The sequence below is a fragment of the Rhizobium sp. PAMB 3174 genome (genome assembly GCF_052908375.1).
Genome location: NZ_CM128608.1, coordinates 559,309 through 583,269 on the forward strand (window position 1 = coordinate 559,309; position 23,961 = coordinate 583,269).

At 63.7% G+C, this 23,961-nt stretch carries 20 protein-coding genes; 10 read left to right on the top strand and 10 right to left on the bottom strand.

From position 1 onward, the window contains the following. Positions 1-9 precede the first annotated feature (9 nt). Positions 10-2,331, bottom strand: a complete 2,322-nt coding sequence (locus ACU5AY_RS02675) for a bifunctional salicylyl-CoA 5-hydroxylase/oxidoreductase (RefSeq protein ID WP_446827894.1) — start codon at positions 2,329-2,331, stop codon at positions 10-12. 226 nt (positions 2,332-2,557) lie between these two features. Then, positions 2,558-3,136 (bottom strand): TetR/AcrR family transcriptional regulator, encoded by a 579-nt coding sequence (locus tag ACU5AY_RS02680; RefSeq protein ID WP_446827895.1) that lies wholly within the window; start codon positions 3,134-3,136, stop codon positions 2,558-2,560. 198 nt (positions 3,137-3,334) lie between these two features. Here ACU5AY_RS02680 and ACU5AY_RS02685 point away from each other — a divergent pair, with 198 nt between their 5' ends. From ACU5AY_RS02685 to ACU5AY_RS02720, 8 genes are all read left to right on the top strand, one after another. Then, on the top strand, positions 3,335-3,832 hold the full coding sequence (locus ACU5AY_RS02685) for a (2Fe-2S)-binding protein (RefSeq protein ID WP_446827896.1): 498 nt from the start codon (positions 3,335-3,337) through the stop codon (positions 3,830-3,832). Continuing rightward, positions 3,829-4,887, top strand: a complete 1,059-nt coding sequence (locus ACU5AY_RS02690) for an FAD binding domain-containing protein (protein ID WP_446827897.1) — start codon at positions 3,829-3,831, stop codon at positions 4,885-4,887. Before ACU5AY_RS02685 ends, ACU5AY_RS02690 begins: the two co-directional genes overlap by 4 nt. After that, entirely contained in the window at positions 4,877-7,141 is a 2,265-nt protein-coding gene (locus ACU5AY_RS02695) for a xanthine dehydrogenase family protein molybdopterin-binding subunit (protein ID WP_446827898.1), read from the top strand. Before ACU5AY_RS02690 ends, ACU5AY_RS02695 begins: the two co-directional genes overlap by 11 nt. A gap of 127 nt (positions 7,142-7,268) precedes the next feature. Continuing rightward, positions 7,269-8,198 (top strand): XdhC family protein, encoded by a 930-nt coding sequence (locus ACU5AY_RS02700; protein ID WP_446827899.1) that lies wholly within the window; start codon positions 7,269-7,271, stop codon positions 8,196-8,198. 163 nt (positions 8,199-8,361) lie between these two features. Continuing rightward, complete coding sequence (locus ACU5AY_RS02705) at positions 8,362-8,835, top strand: MarR family winged helix-turn-helix transcriptional regulator (RefSeq protein ID WP_446827900.1); 474 nt, start codon at positions 8,362-8,364, stop codon at positions 8,833-8,835. 64 nt (positions 8,836-8,899) lie between these two features. Then, positions 8,900-9,739 carry a tryptophan 2,3-dioxygenase gene (gene kynA / locus ACU5AY_RS02710; protein WP_446827901.1) on the top strand — a complete coding sequence of 280 codons (840 nt, stop codon included), beginning with the start codon at positions 8,900-8,902 and terminating at the stop codon, positions 9,737-9,739. Positions 9,740-9,741: 2 nt separating this feature from the next. Beyond that, entirely contained in the window at positions 9,742-10,938 is a 1,197-nt protein-coding gene (gene kynU, locus ACU5AY_RS02715) for a kynureninase (protein ID WP_446827902.1), read from the top strand. Between the two features lie 83 nt (positions 10,939-11,021). Then, positions 11,022-12,305, top strand: a complete 1,284-nt coding sequence (locus ACU5AY_RS02720; protein ID WP_446827903.1) for an NAD(P)/FAD-dependent oxidoreductase — start codon at positions 11,022-11,024, stop codon at positions 12,303-12,305. A 48-nt stretch (positions 12,306-12,353) separates the two neighbouring features. Here ACU5AY_RS02720 and ACU5AY_RS02725 read toward each other — a convergent pair whose 3' ends face one another. The 7 genes from ACU5AY_RS02725 to ACU5AY_RS02755 all read right to left on the bottom strand — a co-directional run bounded on the left by ACU5AY_RS02725 (position 12,354) and on the right by ACU5AY_RS02755 (position 20,183). Then, a complete protein-coding gene (locus tag ACU5AY_RS02725; RefSeq protein WP_446827904.1) occupies positions 12,354-13,970 on the bottom strand; it encodes an FGGY-family carbohydrate kinase in 1,617 nt (538 codons plus the stop codon). Positions 13,971-13,987: 17 nt separating this feature from the next. Then, complete coding sequence (gene rbsK / locus ACU5AY_RS02730; RefSeq protein ID WP_446827905.1) at positions 13,988-14,917, bottom strand: ribokinase; 930 nt, start codon at positions 14,915-14,917, stop codon at positions 13,988-13,990. Then, complete coding sequence (locus ACU5AY_RS02735) at positions 14,914-15,375, bottom strand: RbsD/FucU family protein (protein WP_261929243.1); 462 nt, start codon at positions 15,373-15,375, stop codon at positions 14,914-14,916. The genes rbsK and ACU5AY_RS02735 overlap by 4 nt, the downstream gene beginning before the upstream one ends. 50 nt (positions 15,376-15,425) lie before the next feature. Continuing rightward, positions 15,426-16,424 (bottom strand): LacI family DNA-binding transcriptional regulator, encoded by a 999-nt coding sequence (locus tag ACU5AY_RS02740; RefSeq protein WP_446827906.1) that lies wholly within the window; start codon positions 16,422-16,424, stop codon positions 15,426-15,428. Positions 16,425-16,440: 16 nt separating this feature from the next. Next, the gene (locus ACU5AY_RS02745; protein WP_261929245.1) at positions 16,441-17,352 is read right to left on the bottom strand and encodes a carbohydrate ABC transporter permease; all 912 of its coding nucleotides are present in this window, start codon (positions 17,350-17,352) and stop codon (positions 16,441-16,443) included. Continuing rightward, positions 17,352-18,470 (bottom strand): carbohydrate ABC transporter permease, encoded by a 1,119-nt coding sequence (locus tag ACU5AY_RS02750; protein ID WP_446827907.1) that lies wholly within the window; start codon positions 18,468-18,470, stop codon positions 17,352-17,354. The genes ACU5AY_RS02745 and ACU5AY_RS02750 overlap by 1 nt, the downstream gene beginning before the upstream one ends. A 72-nt stretch (positions 18,471-18,542) precedes the next feature. Further along, positions 18,543-20,183, bottom strand: a complete 1,641-nt coding sequence (locus ACU5AY_RS02755) for an extracellular solute-binding protein (RefSeq protein ID WP_446827908.1) — start codon at positions 20,181-20,183, stop codon at positions 18,543-18,545. 351 nt (positions 20,184-20,534) lie between these two features. Between ACU5AY_RS02755 and ACU5AY_RS02760 the strand changes: the two genes are divergently transcribed. Further along, positions 20,535-21,608: an ABC transporter ATP-binding protein gene (locus ACU5AY_RS02760; protein ID WP_446827909.1), complete on the top strand. Its 1,074-nt coding sequence runs from the start codon at positions 20,535-20,537 to the stop codon at positions 21,606-21,608. 33 nt (positions 21,609-21,641) lie between these two features. Here ACU5AY_RS02760 and ACU5AY_RS02765 read toward each other — a convergent pair whose 3' ends face one another. Continuing rightward, on the bottom strand, positions 21,642-22,529 hold the full coding sequence (locus ACU5AY_RS02765; RefSeq protein WP_446827910.1) for a helix-turn-helix domain-containing protein: 888 nt from the start codon (positions 22,527-22,529) through the stop codon (positions 21,642-21,644). 163 nt (positions 22,530-22,692) lie between these two features. Here ACU5AY_RS02765 and pobA point away from each other — a divergent pair, with 163 nt between their 5' ends. Beyond that, positions 22,693-23,865, top strand: coding sequence for a 4-hydroxybenzoate 3-monooxygenase (gene pobA, locus ACU5AY_RS02770; protein ID WP_446827911.1), 1,173 nt, complete (start codon positions 22,693-22,695; stop codon positions 23,863-23,865). Positions 23,866-23,961 lie beyond the last annotated feature (96 nt).

Genomic DNA, 23,961 nt, shown 5'->3' on the forward strand with positions numbered 1-23,961 from the left:
GGCGGCTCCCTACTTTGCAGCCGGTGCGGCGTTGGCGCGGGCGAGGTTTGCCTCGTACTGATATTTGCCGGACTGGTACTGCTTCGGCCAGGCAACCGAGGAAATGCCGATGCTGGCGGCCTCGTGCAGCGTCCAAGCCGGATCGGCCAGATGCGGACGGGCGACGGCGCAGAGGTCGGCGCGGCCGGCGGCGATGATCGAATTGGCGTGGTCGGCTTCCGAGATCGCGCCGACGGCGATCGTCGGAATGCGGATCTCGTTGCGGATCTTGTCGGAGAACGGCGTCTGGAAGAGCCGGCCATAGACGGGCTGCTCCTCCTTCCACACCTGGCCCGACGAGCAGTCGATCAGGTCGGCGCCGGCATCCTTGAACATCTCGGCGAAGATCGCCGCATCCTCCGGCGTGTTGCCGCCCTCGAACCAGTCGTTGCAGGACAGGCGCACGGAGATCGGCTTCTCCTTCGGCCAGGCCTCGCGGATCGCCCGGAAGACTTCCAGCGGATAGCGCGCGCGGTTCTCGTGGCTGCCGCCGTATTCGTCGTCGCGGCGGTTGGTCAGCGGCGACAGGAAGCTCGATATCAGGTAGCCGTGCGCGGCATGGAATTCCAGCCAGTCGGCGCCGGCCTCCGCCGCGCGCTTGGTGGCGGCGACGAAGTCGGCCTTGACGCGATCCATGTCGGCCCGGTCCATCGCCTTCGGCACCTGGCTGTTCTTCAGGTAGGGCAGGGCGTAGGCCGAGATCAGCGGCCAGCCGCCATCCTCCAGCGGTTGGTCGATGCCGTCCCAGGCACGTTTCGTGGCACCTTTCCGGCCGGCATGACCGAGCTGGATGCCGACCTTCGCGGCACTGTTGGCGTGGATGAAGCGGATCACCCGTTTCCAGGCTTCGGTCTGTTCGTCGTTCCAGAGGCCCAGGCAGCCGGGGGTGATCCGGGCATCGGGAGACACGCAGGTCATCTCCGCGAAGACGAGGCCGGCTCCGCCGAGTGCGCGGCTGCCGAGATGCACCATATGGAAATCGTTGATCAGGCCGTCGTCGGCGGAATACATCGCCATGGGCGAGACGACGATGCGGTTGGCGAGTGTGACGTCGCGCACCGTATAGGGCGTGAACATCGGCGGCAGGCAGCGCTTGCCCTCCTCGACGTTCAGCCCCTGCTTGCGGGCGAACCAGCGCTCGTAGCCTTCCAGCCAGTCCTTGTCGCGCAGACGCAGGTTCTCGTGGCTGATGCGCTGCGAACGCGTCAGCATGGAATACATGAACTGCTCGGGCTCCAGCGTGTCGGCATAGCGGCGTCCGACCACCTCGAACCATTCCATGGCGTTGCGGGCGGCATTCTGGATGCGGGCGACATCGACGCGGCGGATGTCTTCATAGGCTGCCAGCACGGCCGGGATCTTGTCTGTCTGGTGGCCGAGCTTCTGGAACTGGTTGGTGAGTTCGATCGCGTCGTCGATCGCCAGCTTGGTGCCCGAGCCGATGGCGAAATGTGCGGTATGGGCGGCGTCGCCCATCAGCACCACATGAGACTTGCCGTTGTGGAGGCTCCATTTGCCGCAGATCAGCCGGCTGAAATTCAGCCAGGCCGAGCCGCGCATATGGCGGGCATTGGTCATCAGCTTGCCGCCGTCCAGCACCTCGGAGAACAGGTCGGCGCAGAAATCGATCGAGCCCTGCTGGTCGAGCGTGTCGAGCCCGTGGGCCTGATAGGCCTCCTCCGTCGTCTCGACGATGAAGGTCGAGGTCTTGTCGTCGAACTTGTAGATATGCGCCTGGAACCAGCCGTGCTCGGTCTTGCGGAAATCGAAGGTGAAGGCGTCGTAGAGCTTGTCGGTGCCGAGCCAGATATAGCGGTTCGGACGCACGACGAGGTCGGGCTCGAACTCGGTCTCGTATTTCCGGCGAATCCGGGAGTTCAGTCCGTCCGACGCGATGATCAGGTCGGCATCCGGGAAATCGAGATCGCTGTCGACCTCCGTCTCGAAGACGAGTTCGACGCCGAGCGCCTCGCAACGGGCCTGCAGGATATTGAGGAGCTTCTTGCGGCCGATGCCGACGAAGCCGTGGCCGGTGGTGCGCTGGCGGGTGCCCTTGAACAGGACCTCGATATCGTCCCAATGGTTGAACGCGTCCTCGATTTCCGCAGCGGTTTCCGGATCCCAGACGCGCATGGACTGCATGGTCGCATCCGAGAAGACGACGCCCCAGCCGAAGGTGTCATAGGGACGGTTGCGCTCGACGACGCGGACATGATGTTCCGGATGGAACTTCTTCATCAGGAGACCGAAATAGAGACCGGCCGGTCCTCCACCAATGCAGACGATGCGCATGTCCGTTCCCTTTCGTCGAAGACGTTTTCCTGTTTTCAGGAATTATTTTAAGATTAAAGTAATTGCCTCTGCCCATGGCTGTCAATTCCAAAAGGGCTGTGAGCAGAATTATTTTGAGCTTAAAATTTCCGAGCGTGTGAGATCGTACGCCCAGCGCATGTGGCGCTGCGCGCAGCAAGATGGCGCATCATCCCGCCGGAAGCGGCTTAGAGGCGGAGGCTTGCCGTCAGCGCTTGTGCAAGCCGTCGACGAAGACGTCGACGAGGCGGAGCGCATTGGGTTGCCAGTCGGTCGGGCCGAGCGAGTACAGTATGCCGGCCAGCGCACGCAGGATGTCTTCCGGTGGAATGTCATCGCGCACGTCGCCCGCGGCCACTGCACGTGCCAGCAATACGCCGATCGCATCAGCCATCCGGTTGCTGGTGTAGGCCTTCAGTTCCGAAGATCCGTAGGCGGCAAGCTGCAGCGCCTCGATCATGCCCTTCTTTGTCGCGACGAGCTGAATGTTGGCGCGCATCCACTTGCGCAGGGCTTCCACCGGATTCTCGTCATTTGCGAGCTCGGCGGCGAGGTCTGCGAGCTGGTCCACTTCATGACGGTAAACGGCGGCGAACAGGTCTTCGCGCGTCGGGAAGTGCCGATAGAGCGTGCCGATGCCGACACCGGCTTGGCGTGCCACCGCCTCCAGGCTCGCCTGTTTGCCGCCTGCGCTGAAGATCTGCGTTGCTGCGGCGAGCAGGAGTTCACGATTGCGCAGGGAGTCTGAACGCGGCTTTCGTCTTGCTTTTTCGGCTTTCGGTTCCATCTTCTCGCACAGGCTGGATTTTGACTTGCTAAACGGAGGCATCCTCCGTATATTGCATTGTACACCCGGAGCAGTGGAGAGGAAACACTCTCCTGGTGCCGGCGGTCGGCCGATCGCCCCCTATGTGTGAAATCGCCACTTTTGTCGCCTGCGGGCGGCCCCGATCCATAAAATTCAATCTATGAAATGGAGTACTTCATGTCACTCTCCATCAGTCTGACTATCAATGGTCAGTCGCGCAACATTGCGATCGACGACCCGCGCGTCACTCTGCTCGATCTTTTGCGCGAGCGCCTGGATCTTGTTGGTACGAAGAAGGGCTGTGATCGCGGCCAGTGCGGCGCCTGCACCGTTCTTGTCGATGGTCGGCGCATCAATTCCTGTCTGACGCTTGCAGCAAGCCTCGACGGCGCGGAAGTCACCACGATCGAAGGTCTTGCCGATGGCGACGACCTGCATCCGGTGCAGGCAGCCTTCATCGCCTGTGACGGTTTCCAGTGCGGCTACTGCACGCCCGGCCAGATCATGAGCGCCGTCGGTCTCATCAACGAGGGCAGGGCGGGCGATGACCCCGAGCGCGTCCGCGAACTGATGAGCGGAAACCTCTGTCGGTGCGGTGCCTATCAGGGCATCACCGAAGCCGTCATCGAAGCCCAGAAGATCCTTGTCGACGAGAAGGGGAGGGACGCGGCATGAAGCCCTTCGATTATCTGAAGCCCGAAAGCGTCGCCGAAGCGATCCGCATGGCTGGTGAGCCCGGCACAGCCATCCTTGCGGCCGGTACGAACATGCTGGACCTGATGAAGGTCGGTGCGGCGGAGCCCCAGCGGCTCGTCGACATTACCCGATTGCCCGGTCTCGACCGGATCGAGTGGCGTGACGACGGCAGCGTGCGCATCGGTGCGCTCGTCCGCAATTCCGATCTCGCCTATGACGACAGGTTCGCCAAGCGCTTCCCGGCGGTTGCCGAAGCGCTGCTGTCGGGTGCGTCGGCGCAGTTGCGCAATGCCGCGACCGTTGGCGGAAACCTGATGCAGAAGACGCGCTGCGCCTATTTCCAGGACAAGATGAGCGCCTGCAACCGGCGGGTGGCGGGCTCGGGTTGCGACGCCATTGAGGGCGAGAACCGGCTGCACGCCGTCATCGGCTGGAGCGATCAGTGCATCGCCACCCATCCGTCGGATTTCTGCGTGCCGCTCGCCGCTCTTGACGCGGTCGTGGAGATCGAAGGGCCGAAGGGACAGCGGACCATTCCGCTAGAGGCGCTGCACCTCCTGCCTGGCGATACGCCGGAGAAGCAGACGGCGCTTGAGCCGGGAGAACTCATCGTTGCGGTCACGTTGCCTGCGGAAGCGTCATTCTTCTCGGGTCATGCCCGGTATCTGAAACTGCGCGAGCGCACGTCCTATGCCTTTGCGGTGGTCTCCGCCGCAGCGATGCTGACCGTCGAGAACGGCGTCATCACCGAGGCACGCATTGCGCTTGGCGCCGTCGCAGCAAAACCGTGGCGGGCACGCGAGGCGGAAGCGGTCCTTGCCGGCCTCGCTCCGACGCCCGAAGCCTTCGCCAAGGCTGCAGAACTGGCGCTCGCGGAAGCGAAGCCTTCCGGTGACAATGCCTTCAAGATCGAACTGGCGCGCCGCATCCTGGTGCGCGCCCTCACCCTTGCATCGGAGGGAACGCCGGCCGAAATGCCCGCGCTGCCCGGTTCCGTCCTCTCCTCACATACGGGAGCACACCATGTCGCCTGATACATCCAAAGCGAAGAACCCGCGGTTCGGCTCGAATATCGGGCAGCCGCTCACCCGCCGCGACGGCGTGCTCAAGGTGACAGGTCGGGCGACATACGCCGCCGACAACCACCCGGCCGGCATGCTTTATGCGGTGACCGCCACCAGCACGATTGCACGCGGTCGCGTGACCTCGCTGAATGTCGATGCGGCCAAGGCCCATCCCGGCGTCGTCGAGGTGATCACGCCGCAGAACCGCCCGCCGCTTTCGCACGACCCGGACGAAAAGATGCCGCCCTTCGGTTTCCGGACCGAAGTGCTGCAGGACGATACCGTCCGCTACGCCGGCCAGCCGATCGCGCTGGTCATTGCCGAGACGCTGGAGGCGGCAACCGAAGGAGCGGCCCTGCTCAATCCGCAATACGAGGCGGAGGCGGCTCGCACCGACATCAACAATGGCGTGCGCTTTGCGCCCGAGGCGATCGGCATCGGCTCGCCGAGCCGCACTGCCCATGGCGACATCGAGGCGGGCATGGCGGCGGCGGAGCGGATCGTCGAGGCCGAATATGTGGTCCCGTCGCAGTATCACAACGCGATGGAGCCGCATGCCGTCGTTGCCGAGTGGGATGGCGACAAGGTCATGCTCGACATGCCCAATCAGGCTCTGGCGCTGAGCTGCGAATCCTACGGGGCGTATTTCGGCATACCGGCCGAGAATGTCACGATCCGGTCGCCCTTCATCGGCGGTGGCTTCGGGTCGAAGGCGATCCTCAACGGGCCGCAGATCCTTGGCATTCTTGCCGCCCGCATGCTTGGCCGCCCGGTCAAGCTCGTGCTCACCCGGGCGCAGATGTACGGTCCCGTCGGACACCGCGGGCAGACCTGGCAGACCCTGCGCATCGGTCTCGACGGCGCCGGCAAGCTGACAGCGCTGCATCATCACACGATGGCGGCCACGTCGAGCTTCGATGATTTTCTCGAATCGTCGTCGAATGCGTCGCTGCCGCTCTATGCCAGCCCTGCACTTCTGGCGGAGCATAGCGGCGTCCGCCTCGATATCGGCACGCCGGGGCCGATGCGCGCGCCGGGAGAGGCATCCGGATCGGCTGCCCTGGAAGTGGCCATGGATGAGGCGGCGGAAGCCTGCGGCATGGACCCGCTCGACTTCCGCCTGGCCAACTACGCCGAGACGGAGCCGGGAACCGGCAGGCCGTTTTCCTCCAAGGCCCTGCGTGCCTGTTATGCCGAAGGCGCCAAGCGTTTCGGCTGGTCGAAACGACCGCTGAACCCGCGGCAGATGCGCGATGAAAACGGTTTCCTGGTCGGCTGGGGCATGGGAACGGCGGTATTTCACTGCCCGCACTTCCCGGCAGATGCACGCGCCACACTGCGCGCCGACGGTACGGCTCTCGTCGAGACGTCCGGCATCGACATGGGGCAGGGCGCCTGGACGGCACTGGCGCAGATCGCCGCCGAAGCGCTCGGGCTCGACATGGACCAGGTCGAGTTTCATTCTGGCATCTCGACATTGCCGAGCGGCGGTATTGCCGGCGGCTCCGGTCATACGGCAAGCGCCGGCCTGGCGCTACATAATGCCGGCGAGGATGCCATTGCCCGACTGACGGAGATTGCCACCGCCGATTCCGCGTCACCACTGTTCGGCGCTGGCAATATCGGGGTGATTGCGCGTGGCGGGCGGCTCTATCGTCGTGACGACGAAAGCCGCAGCGAAAGCTATGCCGAGATCATTGCCCGCGCCGGCGGCCGTGTCGTCGTCGGCACCGGCAAGTCCGGGCGCGACGCTGATGTCACGGCGTCGCATGCCATGTTCTCGCATGGCGCCGTCTTTGCGGAAGTGAAGGCCGATCCAGATCTCGGACAGGTGCGGGCGACACGGCTGGTCGGCGCTTTCGCCGCCGGCCGGATCATCAATCCCCGGCTTGTGCGCAGCCAGTATTTCGGCGGCATGATCTGGGGCGCATCCTTCGCTCTTCACGAGGAAGCCGTGTTCGACCACCGGAGCGGCCGGATCATGAATGCCGATCTCGCCGAATACCATGTGCCGGTCAATGCCGACATTCCCTCGCTCGACGCGATCCTCATCCCGGAGGAGGACAGGCTCGTCAATCCGCTCGGGGTGAAGGGCGTCGGCGAAATCGGCATCACCGGCACGGTCGGCGCGATCGCCAATGCGGTCTGGCATGCGACGGGCGTTCGCGTCCGCCGCTTCCCGATCCGGATCGAGGATCTGATCGAAAGCCGGTCGGCCGCGTAAGACAACGATGCCGGCGGAGCATGAAAGTGCTTCCGTCGGCACCGTTCAGCGGCAACACGCACGGTTGCCGCCTGACAGGACAGATGCCGGGCATCTCCGGCCCGTACCAATTCATTTGGAGCAGGCAATGCTGGATAAACCAATTCGCAAAAGTCGACCGTTGCCGGCGCGGTCCACTGCGTCCGACGATCCGGCCGAAATCCTCGGCTTTGCTGCCGATGCATGTGACGACCGTGGTGCTGCGATCGCGACGCTCGTCGCCATTCGCGGCGGCGCGGCGCGGGCCCTCGGATCGCATGTCGTCGTTGCTGCCGACGGGCGCTTCTGCGGATATGTATCGGGTGGATGCGTCGAAGCCGCGGTCGCTTCCGAGGCGCTTCTCGCCCTGGAGGAGGGGCGCGACCGGATGGTGATGTTCGGCGAAGGTTCGCCCTTCTTCGATATCGTCCTTCCCTGCGGCGGCGGTATCACGGTCGCCATCCACGTGTTGCGCGATGCCAAGCCGATCAGACATGTTCTGGCCAGTCTTGAGCGACGGCAGCCGGCCGCGCTTCTCTATTCGCCCGAAGCGCAGACGCTCGTCGCGACCACTCCTGTCGGGCGTGCCGGCTGGGACGAGGATGCCTTTGCGACGGTTTATCGCCCCGCAACCCGGCTGATTGTCTCGGGACAGAGCAACGAGGCCGACATGGTCAGCCGCGTGGCGGAGGCTGCTGGATTCGACGTGTTCAACCTGAAGCCAGGAGATGCTGCCGGAAAACTGGCGGACCTGATCGACCCGTTCACCGCCGTCGTCCTGATGCATCATGACATCGATAACGAGCTGGATGTCCTTGACGCTGCACTGCGTTCGCAGCCGCTCTATCTGGGAGCGCTCGGCAGTACGCGCACGCATGGCAAGCGGCTGGAGAGGCTTCGTGCGCTGGGCTGGGCAGAGGATTCTCTCGCGCGGATCAAGGCGCCGATCGGCATGTTCGGACCCGCGCGCGATGCCTCTTCCCTCGCGCTTTCAGTGGTGGCGGATGTCGCCGTCTGCCGTCTTCAGCATTACGCCTGATCTTGTCGCAGCGAGCGATTTGGGCTGTGAGAATGCATTGGGACAATAAAGTTTCAGCATAAACATTTTAAGATTGAATTATATTGCCGTCCGCGCTCTAGTCATGGTATCGACTGGGAGCCGCACCTGTTTCTGACGCGGCTTGACGCGGGAGATGTAACTGGTGGCGGATCTGGAAAGTCAGGGCGCGAAGGCGCAGCTTTCGAAGGACCGGCTTCGCCTGTGGCTGAAGCTCATCAAGTCGACCGGCCGCGTCGAGGACGAAATACGCCGACGGCTGCGCGCGCAGTTCGCCACGACGCTGCCGCGCTTCGATGTCATGTCCGCGCTTTCCCGCGCGCCGGATGGCCTGAAGATGAAGGACATCTCCCGTCTTCTGCGGGTCTCGAACGGCAACATCACCGGTATCGTCGACAAGCTCGTTGAAGAAGGGCTGGTGCTGCGCACCACGCCGCCGCAGGACCGCCGGACGCAGATCATCCAGCTGACGGACAAGGGCCGGCAGGAGTTCGAAACCCTGGCGCGAACCCATGAAGCCTGGATCGACGAGATTCTCGGCGGGCTTAATGCCGATGACGTCGACGGCATGATCCGGCGGCTGGATCACCTCATCCATGCGCTGGAGGCGGGGCCATGACCGACGCCGACATCCTGCGCATCGCCGGCGGCAGCGCGCGGCTTTCAAATCTCAGGAGCATCATGTGAGCAATCAGTCTTACAATCCCGGCGCTGAGGGCGCGAAGATGAACTTTGCCGATGCCATGTCCTACGGCGACTATCTTCATCTCGACGGCATTCTCGGCCAGCAGCATCCCTTGAGCCAAGCGCATGACGAGATGCTGTTCATCATCCAGCATCAGACGAGCGAACTGTGGATGAAGCTGATCATCCATGAACTCGGCGCGGCGCGCGAGGCGCTGAAGCGGGAGGACATCCCCGCCATGTTCAAGATGCTGGCGCGCGTGGCCCGCATCTTCGAACAGCTCAACAGCGCCTGGGACGTGCTGCGGACGATGACGCCGGCCGACTATACCCGTTTCCGCGAAGCACTCGGGCCATCGTCAGGCTTCCAGTCCCACCAGTATCGCCTGATTGAATACATTCTCGGCAACCGCAACGCCAACATGCTGAAGCCGCATGAGCATGTGCCGGAGGTGCACGCCATGCTGACGGCGGAACTGGACCGCCCGAGCTTCTACGACGAGGTCGTCCGGCTTCTGTTCCGCACGGTCGACGGTTCGGAGGATGCCGTCCCGGCGCCGCAGTTGCGCACACCGCATGCCGCCGTTCCCGAGATCCAGGCGCGTTGGAGGATCGTCTATCAGGACATCGACCGCTATTGGTCGCTCTACGAACTGGCGGAAAAACTGGTGGATCTGGAAGACTATTTCCGGCGCTGGCGGTTCAACCATGTGACCACCGTCGAACGCGTCATCGGCTTCAAGCGCGGGACGGGCGGGACGTCCGGCGTCAACTACCTGCAGAAGATGCTGAGCGTCGAACTCTTTCCCGAACTCTGGCAATTGCGAGGAGAACTTTGAACATGACGGCCTCCAACCTTCCCCGCAAGCATCTGTTCGATCTTCCCGAAGGGGTGATCTATCTCGACGGGAACTCCCTCGGCCCGCTTCCGAAGGGCGTTGTCGAGCGCGCCGGCCATGTCATCGCCGAGGAATGGGGCCGTGAGCTCATCAAGGCGTGGAACACCGCCGACTGGATCTCCCTGCCGCAGCGTGTCGGCTCCCGCATTGCGCCGCTGATCGGCGCGCCCACCGGTTCGGTTGCGACCGGCGACACGCTGTCGATCAAGGTCTACCAGGCGCTGGCGGCGGCGCTGAAAATGCGGCCCGACCGGCGCATCATCCTCTCCGACAGCGGCAACTTCCCGACCGACCTCTACATGGCGGGCGGGCTGATCGACGTGATCGGCAAGGACTACGAGTTGCGCACGCCCGCGCCGGAGGATGTCGCCGATGCGATCGACGACCAGGTCGCGGCGGTGCTTTTGACCCAGGTCGACTACCGCACCGGCCGGATGCACGACATGGACGCCGTGACGCGCCGGGCGCACGAGGCGGGCGCGGTGATGATCTGGGATCTCGCCCACAGCGCCGGCGCCGTGCCAATCGATCTTGCCGGCTGCCGGGCCGAGTTCGCTGTCGGCTGCACCTACAAATACCTGAACGGTGGCCCCGGCGCCCCGGCCTTCATCTATGCCCGGCCGGACATCATCGAGGACGTGAAGCCGGCGCTTGCCGGCTGGATGGGCCATGACGCGCCGTTTGCCATGGAACTCGGCTACAGGCCGGCGATGTCGACGGAGCGGCTGAGGGTCGGCACGCCGCCGATCGTGCAGCTGTCCATCCTCGATCAGGCGCTTGATGCCTGGGAGGGCGTCGACATGGCCGACATCCGGGCGGCCTCCATCGCTCTCTCGGAGTGCTTCATCGAAGAGGTTGGTTCGAGATGCCCCGCGCTCGCGCTGGTCTCGCCCCGCGATCCGTCGAAGCGCGGCTCCCAGGTGTCCTTCGCCTTCGAGCACGGCTATGCAGCGATACAGGCGCTGATCGATCGCGGCGTGATCGGCGACTTCCGCGCGCCGAACATCATGCGGTTCGGCTTCACGCCGCTCTATCTCGATGAGGATGACGTCGTCAGGGCTGCCGAGATCATCGCCGAGGTCATCGACGGACGGCTTTGGGACGATGCGAAATACAGAAAGGTTTCGCGCGTAACCTGACGGGCCTGCAGAGCCTCTTTACAGGTTCGTCGCTCTCCGATTTCGTTGCGATCATCACCGACTCGCGCTGAAGGATTGCGGGAATGCTGAACGACCCACGCTCGCACGGCCTCTGGGAAAAGACCGCGCCATCTGCTCCGGAAACCAGCGTGCTTCGTGGCGATTTCCTCGCCGAGGTGGTGATCGTCGGCGGCGGCTTCACCGGCATGTCCGCCGCGCTCCATCTGGCGGCGGCTGGGCGGCGGGTGATCGTGCTCGAGGGGGCCGAGATCGGCTTCGGCGGTGCCGGCCGCAATGTCGGGCTGATCAATGCCGGCATGTGGGTGATGCCCGATGACCTGCCGGGCGAACTCGGCGAGGTCCACGGCGAGCGATTGCTCACCATGCTCGGCGGCGGCCCGAAGGTCGTCATGGATATCATCGACCGGCATGGGATCGCGTGCGAACTGGAGCGGAGCGGCACGTTGCACTGCGCCGTCGGCGAGGCGGGCCTTAAGGAAATCTCCGAGCGGGAAAGGCAATGGCGCAAGCGGGGAGCGCCGGTCTCGTTGCTCGATGCCGCCGAGACGGCGAGGCTCGTCGGCACCGACGCCTATGCCGGCGCGCTTCTGGACAGGCGGGCGGGCACCTTGCAGCCGCTTGCCTATGTCCGTGGTCTGGCGCATGCGGCGGTTGCCGCCGGCGCGACCATCCACACCGGATCGCGGGTGACCGGCTGTAAACGGTCCGGGGCGGCCTGGACCGTCAGGACGCCGGACGGAAGCGTGGCGGCGCCGTGGGTGATCGTTGCGACCGATGCCTACAGCACGGGGCCATGGGCGAGCGTACGGCAGGAGCAGGTGCATCTGCCCTATTTCAACCTGGCGACCCGGCCGTTGTCGCCCGATCTCCTGCAGACCATCCTGCCCGAAAAGCAGGGCGCCTGGGATACGAAGGAAATCCTTTCCTCGTTCCGGCTCGATCAGGCAGGTCGCCTGGTCTTCGGCAGTGTCGGCGCCCTGCGCAATACCGGGCGCGCCGTCCATGTCGCCTGGGCGAAGCGATCGCTGAAGCGGCTCTTTCCTGCACTGGGTCCAGTCGAGTTCGAAAGCGAATGGTTCGGGATGATCGGCATGACCGACAATGCCCTGCCGCGCTTCCACCGGTTTGCGAAGAATGTTGTGGGCTTTTCCGGCTACAACGGTCGTGGCATCGCGCCCGGCACGGTCTTCGGTCGCGCGCTGGCGGAGCTTGTCCTCGGGAAACTGGACGAAGCGGATTTGCCGCTGCCGCTCACCGAGCTGAAGAGCGAGCCGCTGCGGCCGGTCAAGGAAATCTACTACGAGGCTGGCGCGCAGATCGCCCATTTTGCCGGTGAGCGCTTCTGAAAGATTGCGGATCGCAAGCGGCGCTTTCGTGATCGAGGTCGGCTGCGTTCAGATATCCCGTATGTTTCTCGCGGAGGCCTGTAGCTGCCTGAAGGCGTCGTAGCGCCTGGCGTGCAGGTCGAGAAAGCTTGTGGCCGGAAGGCAGGTCGCTTCAGCCGCGGACATCTGTCGCATGGCCGTCTGGAGACTGTCGACGCTGCCGGATGCGACGGCGCCGAGCATGGCTGCGCCGAGGAGCACCGGCTCGCTTGTTGCCGGCGCAATCACCGGCAGGCCGCAGGCGTCGGCGAGCAGCTGCCGGATCAGGGGATGCTGGCCGGCGCCGCCGCTGATCACGATGTTTTCGGTCGAGATGCCTGCCTCGGCCTGCGCGCCGACGATCTGTCGCAGGCCGTAGCCGATCCCGCAGATGCCGGCGACATAAAGTGCCACGAGGCTGTCAATGTCGCGGTCCATACCGAGGCCGGCGATGAGGCCGCGGGCATACGGGTCGGCGAAGGGAGCGCGATTGCCGAGAAATTCCGGCACGACGTGCAGGCCGCGCGCGAGTTGAACGGCTGCGGAGGCGGATCCCGATTTTTCGACTGCCGTGTCGGCGAGGAATACCGGTAGTGACTGGCCGGTCGATTGGGCGCGGCTTGCGGCTTCGGAAGAGCAGGGGTGCAGCGTCAGAAGCTGGTCTATCGCGGCTCCGGCCGCGCTCTGGCCGCCTTCGTTCAACCATATGCCCGGCACCATGGCGGAATAATAGGGCCCCCAGACGCCGGGAACGAAGACCGGGGCTTCCGTGGTTGTCATGGTGCAGGACGACGTGCCGAAGACATAGCCGAGATTGGCCGCCGCGCCCTTGCCGATGCCGACCGTGCCAAGGCCGCCGGCATGGGCGTCGATCAGCCCCGCGCCAACGGCAAGGCCGGCCGAAAGGCCCAGATCCTGTGCGGCTTCCGCCGTCAACCCCGTCCCAAGTGCGGAGCCGGGCTCGACGATCGTCTGGCCGATACGGACGAAGTTCTCCTCCGCGAGGGTGCCGAGGCCGATCTTCTTGAAATAGTCGGCAGACCAGCGGTTTTCATGGGCGAGGTAGGTCCATTTGCAGGTGACGGTGCAGGTCGAACGGGCAAGGTCGCCGGTCGCCTTCCAGGTCAGGAAGTCGGCAAGATCGAGGAACTGCCAGGCGCTGTCGAAGACCTCCGGCCGGTTTTCCTTCAGCCAGAGCAGTTTCGGCGTTTCCATTTCCGGCGATATCCGCCCGCCGACATAGTCGAGGACGGGATGGCCGAGCGTATTGATCCGTTCCGCCTGGTTGATCGCGCGATGATCCATCCAGACGATGATGTTCCTGTCGGGGTCTTCCGAGGGGCCGACGGGCAGGGGCTCTCCGCCTTTGCCGAGCACCACCAGCGAACAGGTTGCGTCGAAGCCGATGCCGATCGCGGCAGATTCCGGCCTTCCGCAGCCGGCGACCGCCTCGCGGACCGCTTCCGACACGGCCGACCAGATGTCGCGGCTCGATTGCTCGGCAATGCCGCCGGCCTCCCGATACAGGGCGATATCGCGTTTGGCGACGGCGAGCAGTTTTCCGGAGAGATCGAATACGCCGGCGCGGGCGCTGCCCGTGCCGACGTCGACGCCGATCAGGAACCGGGCGTCGTCGCTTCCGCCCATGGTCGCCGCCTGCTCATTCATGCGGAGGCCAGCAGCGCTTCGATTTCGCCGCGTTCCGGCATGGCCGGCGCCGTTCCGGGGCGGGTGACGGCAATGCCCGCGGTCGCGGCGCCGAAGCGCACCGCATCGATTGCGGCCTGACCTTCGGCGATTGCCGTTGCAAAGCCGCCGAGGAATGCATCGCCGGCGCCGGTCGTGTCGATCACCTTGCCGACGGAAAAGGCCGGTACGAATTCGCTGTGGCCGGCCGTGTGGTAGAGCGCACCGCGGCCGCCGAGCGTGATGACGACGCCGCGTGCGCCCCGCTTGAGCAGCGTTTCGGCCGCCTTGACAGCCTGCTCGTCGGTATCGACGTCGTGTCCGACGATGCCAGCCGCTTCCACCTCGTTCGGGACGATGAAGTCGCAGAGCGGGTAGATGTCATCCGGCAGGGCCTGGGCGGGAGCCGGATTGAAGATCGTCGTTACCCCGGCCTTCTTTGCGATCGTCAGACCATGGATGGCGGCTTCGATCGGCTGCTCCAGCTGGGTCATGAAGATCGCGGCGCCTTCGATCTCGGCGCGATTGGCGTCGACGTCTTCCTTGCCGATCAGGCCGGCGGCGCCCGGGGCGACTATGATGGCGTTGTCGCCATTGTCTTCGTTGACGAAGATGAAGGCGGCCCCGGTCGACACGCCGTCCATGCGCATGACATTGGCTTTCACGCCTGCGGCATCATAGGCTGCGAGTGCCATGTCGCCGAAGGGATCGTTGCCGACGCGCGATATGAAGGTGACCTTGCCGCCCGCCTTGGCTGCGGCGATTGCCTGGTTCGAACCCTTGCCGCCGGGGCCGAGCGAGAAGCCGGACCCGATCAGGGTTTCGGCTATCTGCGGCATGCGCTTGGCCTTGTAGGCGGTATCGGCTGCAAAGATGCCGAGAATGACGATCGCTTTCTTGTCGCTCATCGTACGACGTCCTCGGCCGGGATGACGCCCTTCGTCAGGATGAAGCAGCCGTAGAAGCGCATCTCGCCGGTGGCGATGACGCAATAGGCCTTGCGGGCAATGTCGTAGAAGGCCATCCGCTCGATCGGGTACATCGGCGCGGGCTTGCCTTCGACGCGATCGACGATGGCCTGCACTTCCGCCTGGACACCCGGGATTTCGTCAGGCTTGCCGATCACTTCCATGCGGCCGACGGACGGCTGCAGCGGCGTGTCGAGCGGCAGGACGGACAGGATGGCGTCGATCGCCTGCGGCGCGGGGATGTTCTCCATGGTCAGGAGCTTGCCGAGTCGCGTCTTGTGCGCGACGGAATCGGACGGGAAATTGGTGTCGGAGACGACGAGGTAGTCGCCATGGCCCATATTGCTGAGCGCTTGCAGAATGTCGCCGTTGAGTTCCGCCCTGATACCTTTGAGCATTGTTTCATCCCTTCTAATGGCCGCCGTTCCGGCGTGTCTTCAATTCCGTTTCAATTGCGATATGCGACGGGTGGCCCGGTCGAGCCGCGCACCACGAGTGTAGCGCTCATGGCTTCGTCGGCCGGGTGTGGATGGGCTTCGAACAGGAGTTCGACGGCACGCCTCGCCAGTTCGTCGGTCGGCTGGTGCACGGTGGTCAGTCGCGGCACGACGAGATTGGCGAGGTGGATGTCGTCAAAGCCGGTAACGGAGAGTTCGCGGGGTATGTCGATGCCGAGGTCGCGGGCCGCCCGCAATGCGCCGATCGCCTGCTGGTCGCTGGCTGCCGCAATCGCCGTCGGGCGCTTGCCTGCCGGTCGCGACAGCAGCTTGCGCGCGACTGCCTCGCCGGATTCATAGTCGAACTTGCCGTAGAAGATCTCGAGGTCGATGGTGTCGCCGAGCGCATTGATCCGATTGACGAAGCCGTCGCGCCGGGCGCGGCCCGCTTCGGTGTCCACGGGACCGGAGATATAGGCGATCCGACGGTGGCCGAGCTCGAAAAGATGGTCGGCGACGAGGGCCGCCGCCTGCGCGTGGTTGGTCGAGACCAGCGGGTAACTGCCGAAGCGGCGGTCGAGCGAGATGATCGGTACGGAAGATTTCAGGCGGGAGGCCGGGCTGTCGCTGGCGGCGACCACGATGATGCCGCGCACCGAACGGTCGAGGAAGGCGAGCATGTGGCTTCGCTCGGCGGCATGGTCGTTGTGGGAGCTGCCGAGCATCAGCGAATGCTTGTGCTCGGAGGCGGCGATCTCGGCGCTTGCCGCCATCTGGCCGAAGAACGGATTGGTGATGTCGGGGACAATCAGGCCGATGACATCGGTCTTGCTGGTGCGCAGGGCCCGCGCCATGACGTTCGGCCGGTAGCCGAGCGTCGAAATGGCTTCGTTGACCTTGTCGCGGAGCGCCGGCTTGACGGCAGCCTCGCCGGCAAGCACCCGCGAGACCGTACCCACGGAGACGCCAGCCTCGACGGCGACATCCTTGACTGTGGGTATCTTGTCCATCTCGAATTCACCGCTCTTACTTCACCGCACCGGCAGTCATGCCGGCGATGATGTGTTTTTCAAGCAGGACGCCGACGAATACAAGAGGCAGGATCCCGGCCGTCGACAAGGCTGCCATCGACCACCAGTTGATGCCCTGGCTGCCGGTCTGGCTGGCGATCATCACCGGTAGCGTGTTGGTATTGGTCGAAGTCAGCAGGGCCGCGAAAAAATACTCGTTCCAGCACAGGATCAGTGCCAGGATGAAGGCGGCGACCATGCCCGGCGCTACCAGCGGTACGATGATGCGCAGGAAGGCGCCCCAGATCGACAGGCCATCGACGAGGGCCGCTTCCTCGAGCTCCACCGGTACCGTCGCGAACTGGTCGCGCATGATCCATATGACGATCGGCAGCACCATCAGGGTGTAGATGGCGATCATGCCGGCATAGGTGTCGAGCAGCGCCAGCTCCTTGTAGAGAACGAGGAAGGGCAGGGCGAGCACGACGGGCGGCATGATCAGCTGCGAGAGGAAGAAGAAGGAAATGTCCGAATTGCGCATGTAGCCGAACTTGTAGGAGAAGCGGCTGAGGCCATAGGCTGCCAGCGATCCGAGGACGACCGCGAGCGCGGATGACGTTCCCGAAATGATGATGCTGTTCCACAGCCGGCGCATGAACTCCTCGCGCACCGTGGAGGTCGCGAAGATCGTATCGGGTGAAAGACCGAGAGAGCGCCAGCCGAGCCAGTTCGGGTGGAAGTTCAGCCACGGCACGAGATTGCCGCGCATGACGTCGGCGGCCGTCTTGAACGAGGTCGTGACGGTCCAGAACAGCGGGAAGATGCAGATGATCGCCCAGAGCGTCAGGAGACCGTAGACGACGAACCGCATGCCCCACCAGCGCAGGCGCTGGCCGCGGTCGAATTTGTCGAGATCGATCGAAGCCATCAGAGCCTCCCTGTCATGCGGCGGACGATCCGGTCCGATATCTTCATGAGCCCGGTCATGCCGATGACGATGATCACCAGATAGACGAGTGCGAGTAATGTGCCGTAGCCGACATTCGACCGGTCACGATATTCGCGGTAGATGAAGCTGGTCACGGAATCTGTGGCGCCGCCGGGCCCGCCGGAAGTCACGGTGATTATGATGTCGGCGAGCTTCAGCTTGAAGATGATGCGGATCATCACGGCGGTGACGGAGACCGGCAGCATCAGCGGGAAGATGACCTGCCAGAAGCGCTGCCATTTCGTGGCGCCGTCGACTTCGGCTGCCTCCAGCACTTCGCGCGGGAGGGCCTGAAGGCCGGCCAGCAGCATGATCATCATGAAGGGAATGAAGGTCCAGGCGTCCATGATCATGATGGAGAGGCGCGCCGTCAGCGGATCGCCGAAGAAGGAGGGGTTCTCCCAGCCGAGCCAGCGGGCAAACCGCGCGATCGGGCCGAAGCGGGGCTCCAGCATCGACTTGCCGACCATCCAGCTGATCGCCACCGGCGACAGCATCAGCGGCACCAGGAAGGTGACGCGCCAGAACTTGCGGGCGACAATCTCCTGGTTCAGCAGCAGCGCGAGGCCGAAGGCGATCGCGTATTCGATGGCGATCGCCAGGCAGTAATAGACCATGTTCAGGAGTGCATTGCCGTAGAACGGATCGGCGATCATCTGCTTGAGATTATCGAGCCCGTTGAACTGACGGCCCGTCAGCGATGCGAGGTTCCAATCGGAAAATCCGACCCAGAGCGCAAACAGCAGCGGAAACACCACCATCGACACGACGAAGAGGGCTGCAGGCAGCACGAACAGCGCCTTCTTGCCGGATTCGCCGTAGATGATCACACGGGTCACGCACAGAACGAACGCCCAGATGAAATAGGCGTAGAGCACCGGCCGCCAGTTGTCGAAGCCGAACTCCGTCCAGCCAAGATCCTGGGCCGCTTGCAGAAAAAAGGATGCAACCAGCCATAGGGCGCTCAGCCATAGGGCCGCATGGCCCCAGAAGCGCCTGCTCGTGGAAATGGAGCCGGTTTCGACCGTGTGCAGCAGGTCGCCTTCGGTTGTCGACATGATATTCCTCGTCCGGGCCGTTTTGAACGCCGGCGGAACGGAAGGTTCCGCCGGCGTGATCGGTTCAGGAGATCAGAGCCCGAGGCTCGCGCGGTACAGCTTCAGCTGGCTTTCGCGGCCGATCTGATCGGTGATCTTCTCCCAGGCGGCGGCAATCGCGTCCGCGGTTTCCTGGGCCGACTTGTACTGTCCGGCAAAGCCCTTCGCCAGTTCGTCTTCCGCAACGGAATAGTACTGGAAGATACCGGGGATGCGCGGTTCGATGGCAGCGTTCGGATGGTTGTAGCTGTCGGCGTTCGAACCGAGGAAGTCCTCGATATAGGCGCGGTCGTAGCCGGCCTTTTCCCATTCGTCGTACTTGAAGTGCGATTGGCGGTAGGGCTGGAAGCCGGACGGATAGGCCGACGTCCAGAGCGACAGGTCCTTGCCGCCGAGATGGGCGGCGGCAGACCAGGCGGCCTTGCGCTTCTTCTCGTCGCCGGAGACGCGGTTGGTCACATAGATGCCCCAGCCGAGATAGGCCATGTTCGGGGCTTCGTTGTACTTTTCCTCCCAGGCGCCGGTCTTGCGGTTGTAGACCTTGTCGGAGCCACGGTTGATGCCGAAGCCGACGACATCGCCGACGACCGAGGTGTCGGAGGTGCGGGCGGCCGCGCCGACGTCACCCCACCAGGTGAGCATGGAGCCCGTGCCGGCGAGGAACTGCGAGAAGGCGGTGGTGCCCGGATCGGCGTTGATCTGGTCCGCCGGATAGGCGTTGGCTGCGATGAGGTCCATCACGTCCTGGATCGCCTGGACCCAACCCGGATTGTTGACGAGCGGCTTCATCGTGTCCGGATCGAACAGCCATGCGGCGTCGCCCGGATATTTCACATACGGCGTTGCCCGGTCTTCGAGGAAGTAGAAGCCGAAACCGCCCCAGCCCTTGAGCGGGTCGAGGAAGCCGTAGGTCGGAAGGCCGGTGAGCGGGTCGGTCTTGCCGATAACCGCCTTGGAGACTTCGTTGATTTCCTGCCAGGTCTTCGGCGGCTCCGCCTTACCGCTGACGGAGCCTTCGCCGAAGTAGTCCTTGCGGTAGGCGAAGGTGTGGCAGTCGCCGTCGATGGTGACGCGATAGGTCTTGCCGTCCCAGGTGCCGACCGGCGGCTTCAGATAGTCCACGAGGTCGTCGGATTCGATCTGCTTGCCGACCCAGTCGGGCATCTCGTCCAGAAGCCCGCGTCCGGCGGTGTCGCCTTCGAACGGGGCGCCCATTTCGATGATGTCGAAGTCGACGGTGCCGGTGGCAATCGACTGCTGCAGGCGGGCGTTATAGTCGGCCTGCGCCAGGTCGATCCAGTTGATCTTGGCGCCGGTATAGGCTTCCCACGATTTCAGGAAGCCGCGGAACAGGAAGTTGTGCTGGTTCTGGTTGTTGAGGCCCATGAAAGTCAGCTCAACGCCGGCGAATTCGCCTTCCTTCACGTTTGCCTTGGTCGGGCCGAGGCAGAGCTCGCCGACCTTCTGGTAGTCCGCGTCCGTCGGCGAACCCTTGCCGACGCCAGGGATCTGCAGGATCTGCGCGCGGATGTCGTCTTCGGCGAATGCCATTCCCGGCAGGCCGCCGATCGCACCCGAAACGCCCAGCAGGGCCGCAGCACTTGCCGTGCCGCGCAAGATGTCGCGGCGGCTTGCATGCCGGCGCATCAATGCATCGTATATCTCGACTTTCATGTGGTCTCCTCCCACGTTTGTCTGATGTGCTGCCCGCAGGGCCCGGAGGCGTCACTTGCCGGTCCGATTTTTGCGCTGGTCTCGGGCAGAACTATCTGGTAAGCAAGAAAATGAAACGTTTCATATCTTGCGTGAAACCGCTCCTCTCGGTCTCGGCAACGAGCATTAGACGGGAGCTGGAAAATGTCAATATGAAATGAAACGTTTCATGGAGGAGGGTATCGCGGGCTTTTCGGAAGCGGTTCGGGGCGCATTTTGCCCGGTTTCCGCGTGGAAAATTCGCGACTTTTGAAAGGAAGCTTCGGGTTCCGGTTCCGTGAGGACGGTCCGGCGCGAGGCGATGGGAGCGAGATGGCTGAGGTCAATATTTCCGGGGCAAAGAAAGCCTATGGCGCCCTGAACGTTCTTCACGGAATCGACATCGATATCAATGACGGCGAGTTCGTCGTGCTGGTCGGCCCGTCGGGTTGCGGCAAGTCGACCCTTCTTCGCATGGTCGCCGGTCTGGAAAGCATCACCGGCGGCACGATCTCGATCGGCGGGAAGGTGGTCAACAACCTGCCGCCGAAGGATCGCGACATCGCCATGGTGTTCCAGAGCTACGCGCTCTATCCGCACAAGACGGTCGCGGAGAACATGGTCTTCGCGCTGCGGCTGAAGAAGATGCCCGCCGACGTCATCAAACAGCGCCTGCAGGCCGCCGCCGAGACGCTCGACCTCGTTCCCTATCTAGACCGCTATCCGCGCCAGCTTTCCGGCGGCCAGCGCCAGCGTGTGGCCATGGGCCGCGCCATCGTGCGCTCGCCGCAGGTGTTCCTGTTCGACGAGCCGCTGTCCAACCTCGACGCCAAGTTGCGCGTGCAGATGCGCAAGGAAATCAAGGAGCTGCACCAGCGGCTGAAGACGACGACCGTCTACGTGACCCACGACCAGGTGGAGGCCATGACCATGGCCGACAAGATCGTGGTGATGCAGGGCGGCAATGTCGAGCAGATGGGCACGCCGCTGGAACTTTACGACCGGCCGAACAACACCTTCGTCGCGACCTTCATCGGTTCGCCGTCGATGAACCTGATGAAGGGTATCTACAAGGCCGAGCGCGGCCTGTTCGTCTCCGAAACCGGGGATGAAATTCCGCTGGGTTTCAAACCCGAGGCCGCCGACGGTCAGCAGGTGCTGCTCGGCGTTCGGCCCGAGCACCTGTTGCTCGGCGACAGCGGGCTTACGGCAACCGTGATCGTCACGGAGCCGACGGGCCACGAAACCATGGTCTTCCTGCGCTATGGCGAAAGCGAACTGGTCGCGGTGTTTTCCGAGCGGCACGAATTCAAGCCCGGTCAGCAGGTCGTGGTCGCCCCACGTCCTGAAAAGCTGCATCTCTTCGATGCGAAGACGGGCAAGAGCCTGCGTCGCGACTTCGCCTGACGGGAGCCGGTCTATCGTCTGGGGTAGTCGCTGTCAGGCGCCGAGTTTGCGCCGTTCCGCGATGCGCCAAGCACGCGGCGACAGGCCGGTGTGGCGAACGAAGAAACGCGAGAAATAGGCGGGATCGGAAAAGCCGAGGCTGAAGCTGATTTCCTGGACGCTCGCTCGCGTGAAGACCAACTGGCGGCCGGCTGCCGACAGCAATTTTCCGGCGATGACTTCCTGCACGCTCTTGCCGGTCGCCGCGCGCACGACCCGGTTCAGATGGGTTGGGGAAATGTTCAGTTCGCTTGCATAGAAGGCCGCAGGCCGGTGGGTGAGGTAGTGCTGCTGCAGGAGGGCATTGAACACCTCCATGCGCCGTTCGTTGACGGTCTCGTCCTTCGCACCCTCGTCGGGACGCAGCTGGTCCAGGCGCTCGGTCAGCATCAGCACCGTCATCAGGTGACTGTCGAGCAGTGCGGTGCGATGGCCGCGCCGGGTCTCCCATTCGTTTGCCATTCTTTTGAGGGTCTCGGCGATATAGCGCCCGTCGTCGCTGTCGCCGAGAATGGTCAGGTGCGGCTTTGCTAGCCAGCTTCCAAGCCTGCTTCGCCCGCCCGGAGCCGCCGGCAGATGCGAGGCGAGAATGGTGAAGACAAAGCCGTCGACATCGCTGGAAAAGCGAAAGCCGTGCTTTGCCGTCGGCGGCACGGTGATGATTGCCGGCGGGGCGAACGCCCGCGTGCGCTCGCCGAACACGGCATCGCCGGAACCGTCCGCGATGTACAGGATCTGAAAGAAATTCTCGTGCCGGTGCAGCCCGATTTCCCAGTGATGCAGCCGGCTGCGGGCGGGTATGGTTTCGCAATGCATCCAGAAATCGGGTCTGTCGACGCTCTCTTCGCCGTAGAGATCATATGTCGGAACGGGTTGGCGCATGCGTGCTTCCTGATGCTCTATGTTCGATTTGTGCAAGTTTTTGACGGAAAAGTCCATTGAGATAAGACCTGTCAAAACGCAAGTTTCTCCTGCAATCGAATGATCCCAGACACAGGTCCGGGAGGAAGGAGCCGCGGTGGGAGCCGCGGCCGCAGGAGGAAAAATGCGTACTCAAGTCGTCATCATCGGATCCGGTCCGTCCGGGCTTCTGCTCGGCCAGTTGCTGACGGATGCCGGCATCGACAATGTTATTCTCGATCGTGTCAGCAAGGAGTACATCCTTGGCCGCGTCCGCGCGGGCGTTCTGGAGGAAAGCACGGTCCGGCTTCTGGACGAGGCGAATGCCGGCAAGCGCATGCACGCCGAAGGCCTGCCGCATGACGGCTTCTCGCTTGCCTTCGACGGACGCGATCACCGGATAGACCTGTTCGGCCTGACCGGCGGCAAGCGCGTGATGGTCTATGGCCAGACGGAACTGACCCTCGACCTGATGAAGCGTCGCGAGGAGACCGGCGGCCTTTCGATCCACGATGCCGCCAACGTCACGCCGCATGATTTTGCCGGCGAAAAGCCTTACGTCACCTATGAGACGGATGGCGTCACGCATCGCATCGACTGCGATTTCATCGCCGGCTGTGACGGGTTCCACGGTGTCAGCCGCAAGTCGGTGCCCGACGGCGCGATCCGCACCTATGAAAAGGTCTATCCCTTCGGTTGGCTGGGCATTCTGGCCGACGTGCCGCCGGTCAACCACGAGCTGATCTATGCCAACCATGCGCGCGGTTTCGCGCTCTGCTCCATGCGCTCGACGACCCGCAGCCGCTATTACATCCAGTGCGCCCTCGACGAGAAGATCGAGGATTGGAGCGATGACCGGTTCTGGGACGAGTTGCGTCGCCGCTTGCCTGCCTTCCATGCCGAAAAGGTGACGACGGGGCCGTCGTTCGAAAAGTCGATCGCGCCGCTGCGCTCCTTCGTCGCCGAGCCGATGCGCTTCAACCGTCTGTTCCTTGTTGGCGACGCGGCGCATATCGTGCCGCCGACCGGCGCCAAGGGACTGAACCTGGCGGCAAGCGACGTGCATTACCTGTTCCAGGGGTTGCTCGAACACTACAAGGAAAAGTCGGACGCCGGGATTGACGCCTATTCGTCCCGGGCGCTCGCACGAATCTGGAAGGCGGTCCGCTTCTCCTGGTGGATGACGACAATGATGCATCGCTTCCCGGACACGCTCGACTTCGACCAGAAGATCCAGGAAGCTGAACTCGATTATCTGACCCATTCGCGTGCGGCGTCGACGGCGCTTGCGGAAAACTACGTCGGCCTGCCGTTCTAGCTAGGCAGGTCCGGCTGCTGCCGGCCAGTCGGCCGGAACTACGCCCTCAAGGACATGCCGGGCGAACGCGGTCCGGCACGTCCATTTGGCATATTC

Bases quoted from the DNA above. Each gene is read 5' to 3' on its own strand.
- ACU5AY_RS02675 (WP_446827894.1), bottom strand. From the start codon at position 2,331: ATGCGCATCGTCTGCATTGGTGGAGGACCGGCCGGTCTCTATTTCGGT.
- ACU5AY_RS02680 (WP_446827895.1), bottom strand. From the start codon at position 3,136: ATGGAACCGAAAGCCGAAAAAGCAAGACGAAAGCCGCGTTCAGACTCC.
- ACU5AY_RS02685 (WP_446827896.1), top strand. From the start codon at position 3,335: ATGTCACTCTCCATCAGTCTGACTATCAATGGTCAGTCGCGCAACATT.
- ACU5AY_RS02690 (WP_446827897.1), top strand. From the start codon at position 3,829: ATGAAGCCCTTCGATTATCTGAAGCCCGAAAGCGTCGCCGAAGCGATC.
- ACU5AY_RS02695 (WP_446827898.1), top strand. From the start codon at position 4,877: ATGTCGCCTGATACATCCAAAGCGAAGAACCCGCGGTTCGGCTCGAAT.
- ACU5AY_RS02700 (WP_446827899.1), top strand. From the start codon at position 7,269: ATGCTGGATAAACCAATTCGCAAAAGTCGACCGTTGCCGGCGCGGTCC.
- kynU (WP_446827902.1), top strand. From the start codon at position 9,742: ATGACGGCCTCCAACCTTCCCCGCAAGCATCTGTTCGATCTTCCCGAA.
- ACU5AY_RS02720 (WP_446827903.1), top strand. From the start codon at position 11,022: ATGCTGAACGACCCACGCTCGCACGGCCTCTGGGAAAAGACCGCGCCA.
- ACU5AY_RS02725 (WP_446827904.1), bottom strand. From the start codon at position 13,970: ATGGGCGGAAGCGACGACGCCCGGTTCCTGATCGGCGTCGACGTCGGC.
- rbsK (WP_446827905.1), bottom strand. From the start codon at position 14,917: ATGAGCGACAAGAAAGCGATCGTCATTCTCGGCATCTTTGCAGCCGAT.
- ACU5AY_RS02735 (WP_261929243.1), bottom strand. From the start codon at position 15,375: ATGCTCAAAGGTATCAGGGCGGAACTCAACGGCGACATTCTGCAAGCG.
- ACU5AY_RS02740 (WP_446827906.1), bottom strand. From the start codon at position 16,424: ATGGACAAGATACCCACAGTCAAGGATGTCGCCGTCGAGGCTGGCGTC.
- ACU5AY_RS02745 (WP_261929245.1), bottom strand. From the start codon at position 17,352: ATGGCTTCGATCGATCTCGACAAATTCGACCGCGGCCAGCGCCTGCGC.
- ACU5AY_RS02750 (WP_446827907.1), bottom strand. From the start codon at position 18,470: ATGTCGACAACCGAAGGCGACCTGCTGCACACGGTCGAAACCGGCTCC.
- ACU5AY_RS02755 (WP_446827908.1), bottom strand. From the start codon at position 20,183: ATGAAAGTCGAGATATACGATGCATTGATGCGCCGGCATGCAAGCCGC.
- ACU5AY_RS02760 (WP_446827909.1), top strand. From the start codon at position 20,535: ATGGCTGAGGTCAATATTTCCGGGGCAAAGAAAGCCTATGGCGCCCTG.
- ACU5AY_RS02765 (WP_446827910.1), bottom strand. From the start codon at position 22,529: ATGCGCCAACCCGTTCCGACATATGATCTCTACGGCGAAGAGAGCGTC.
- pobA (WP_446827911.1), top strand. From the start codon at position 22,693: ATGCGTACTCAAGTCGTCATCATCGGATCCGGTCCGTCCGGGCTTCTG.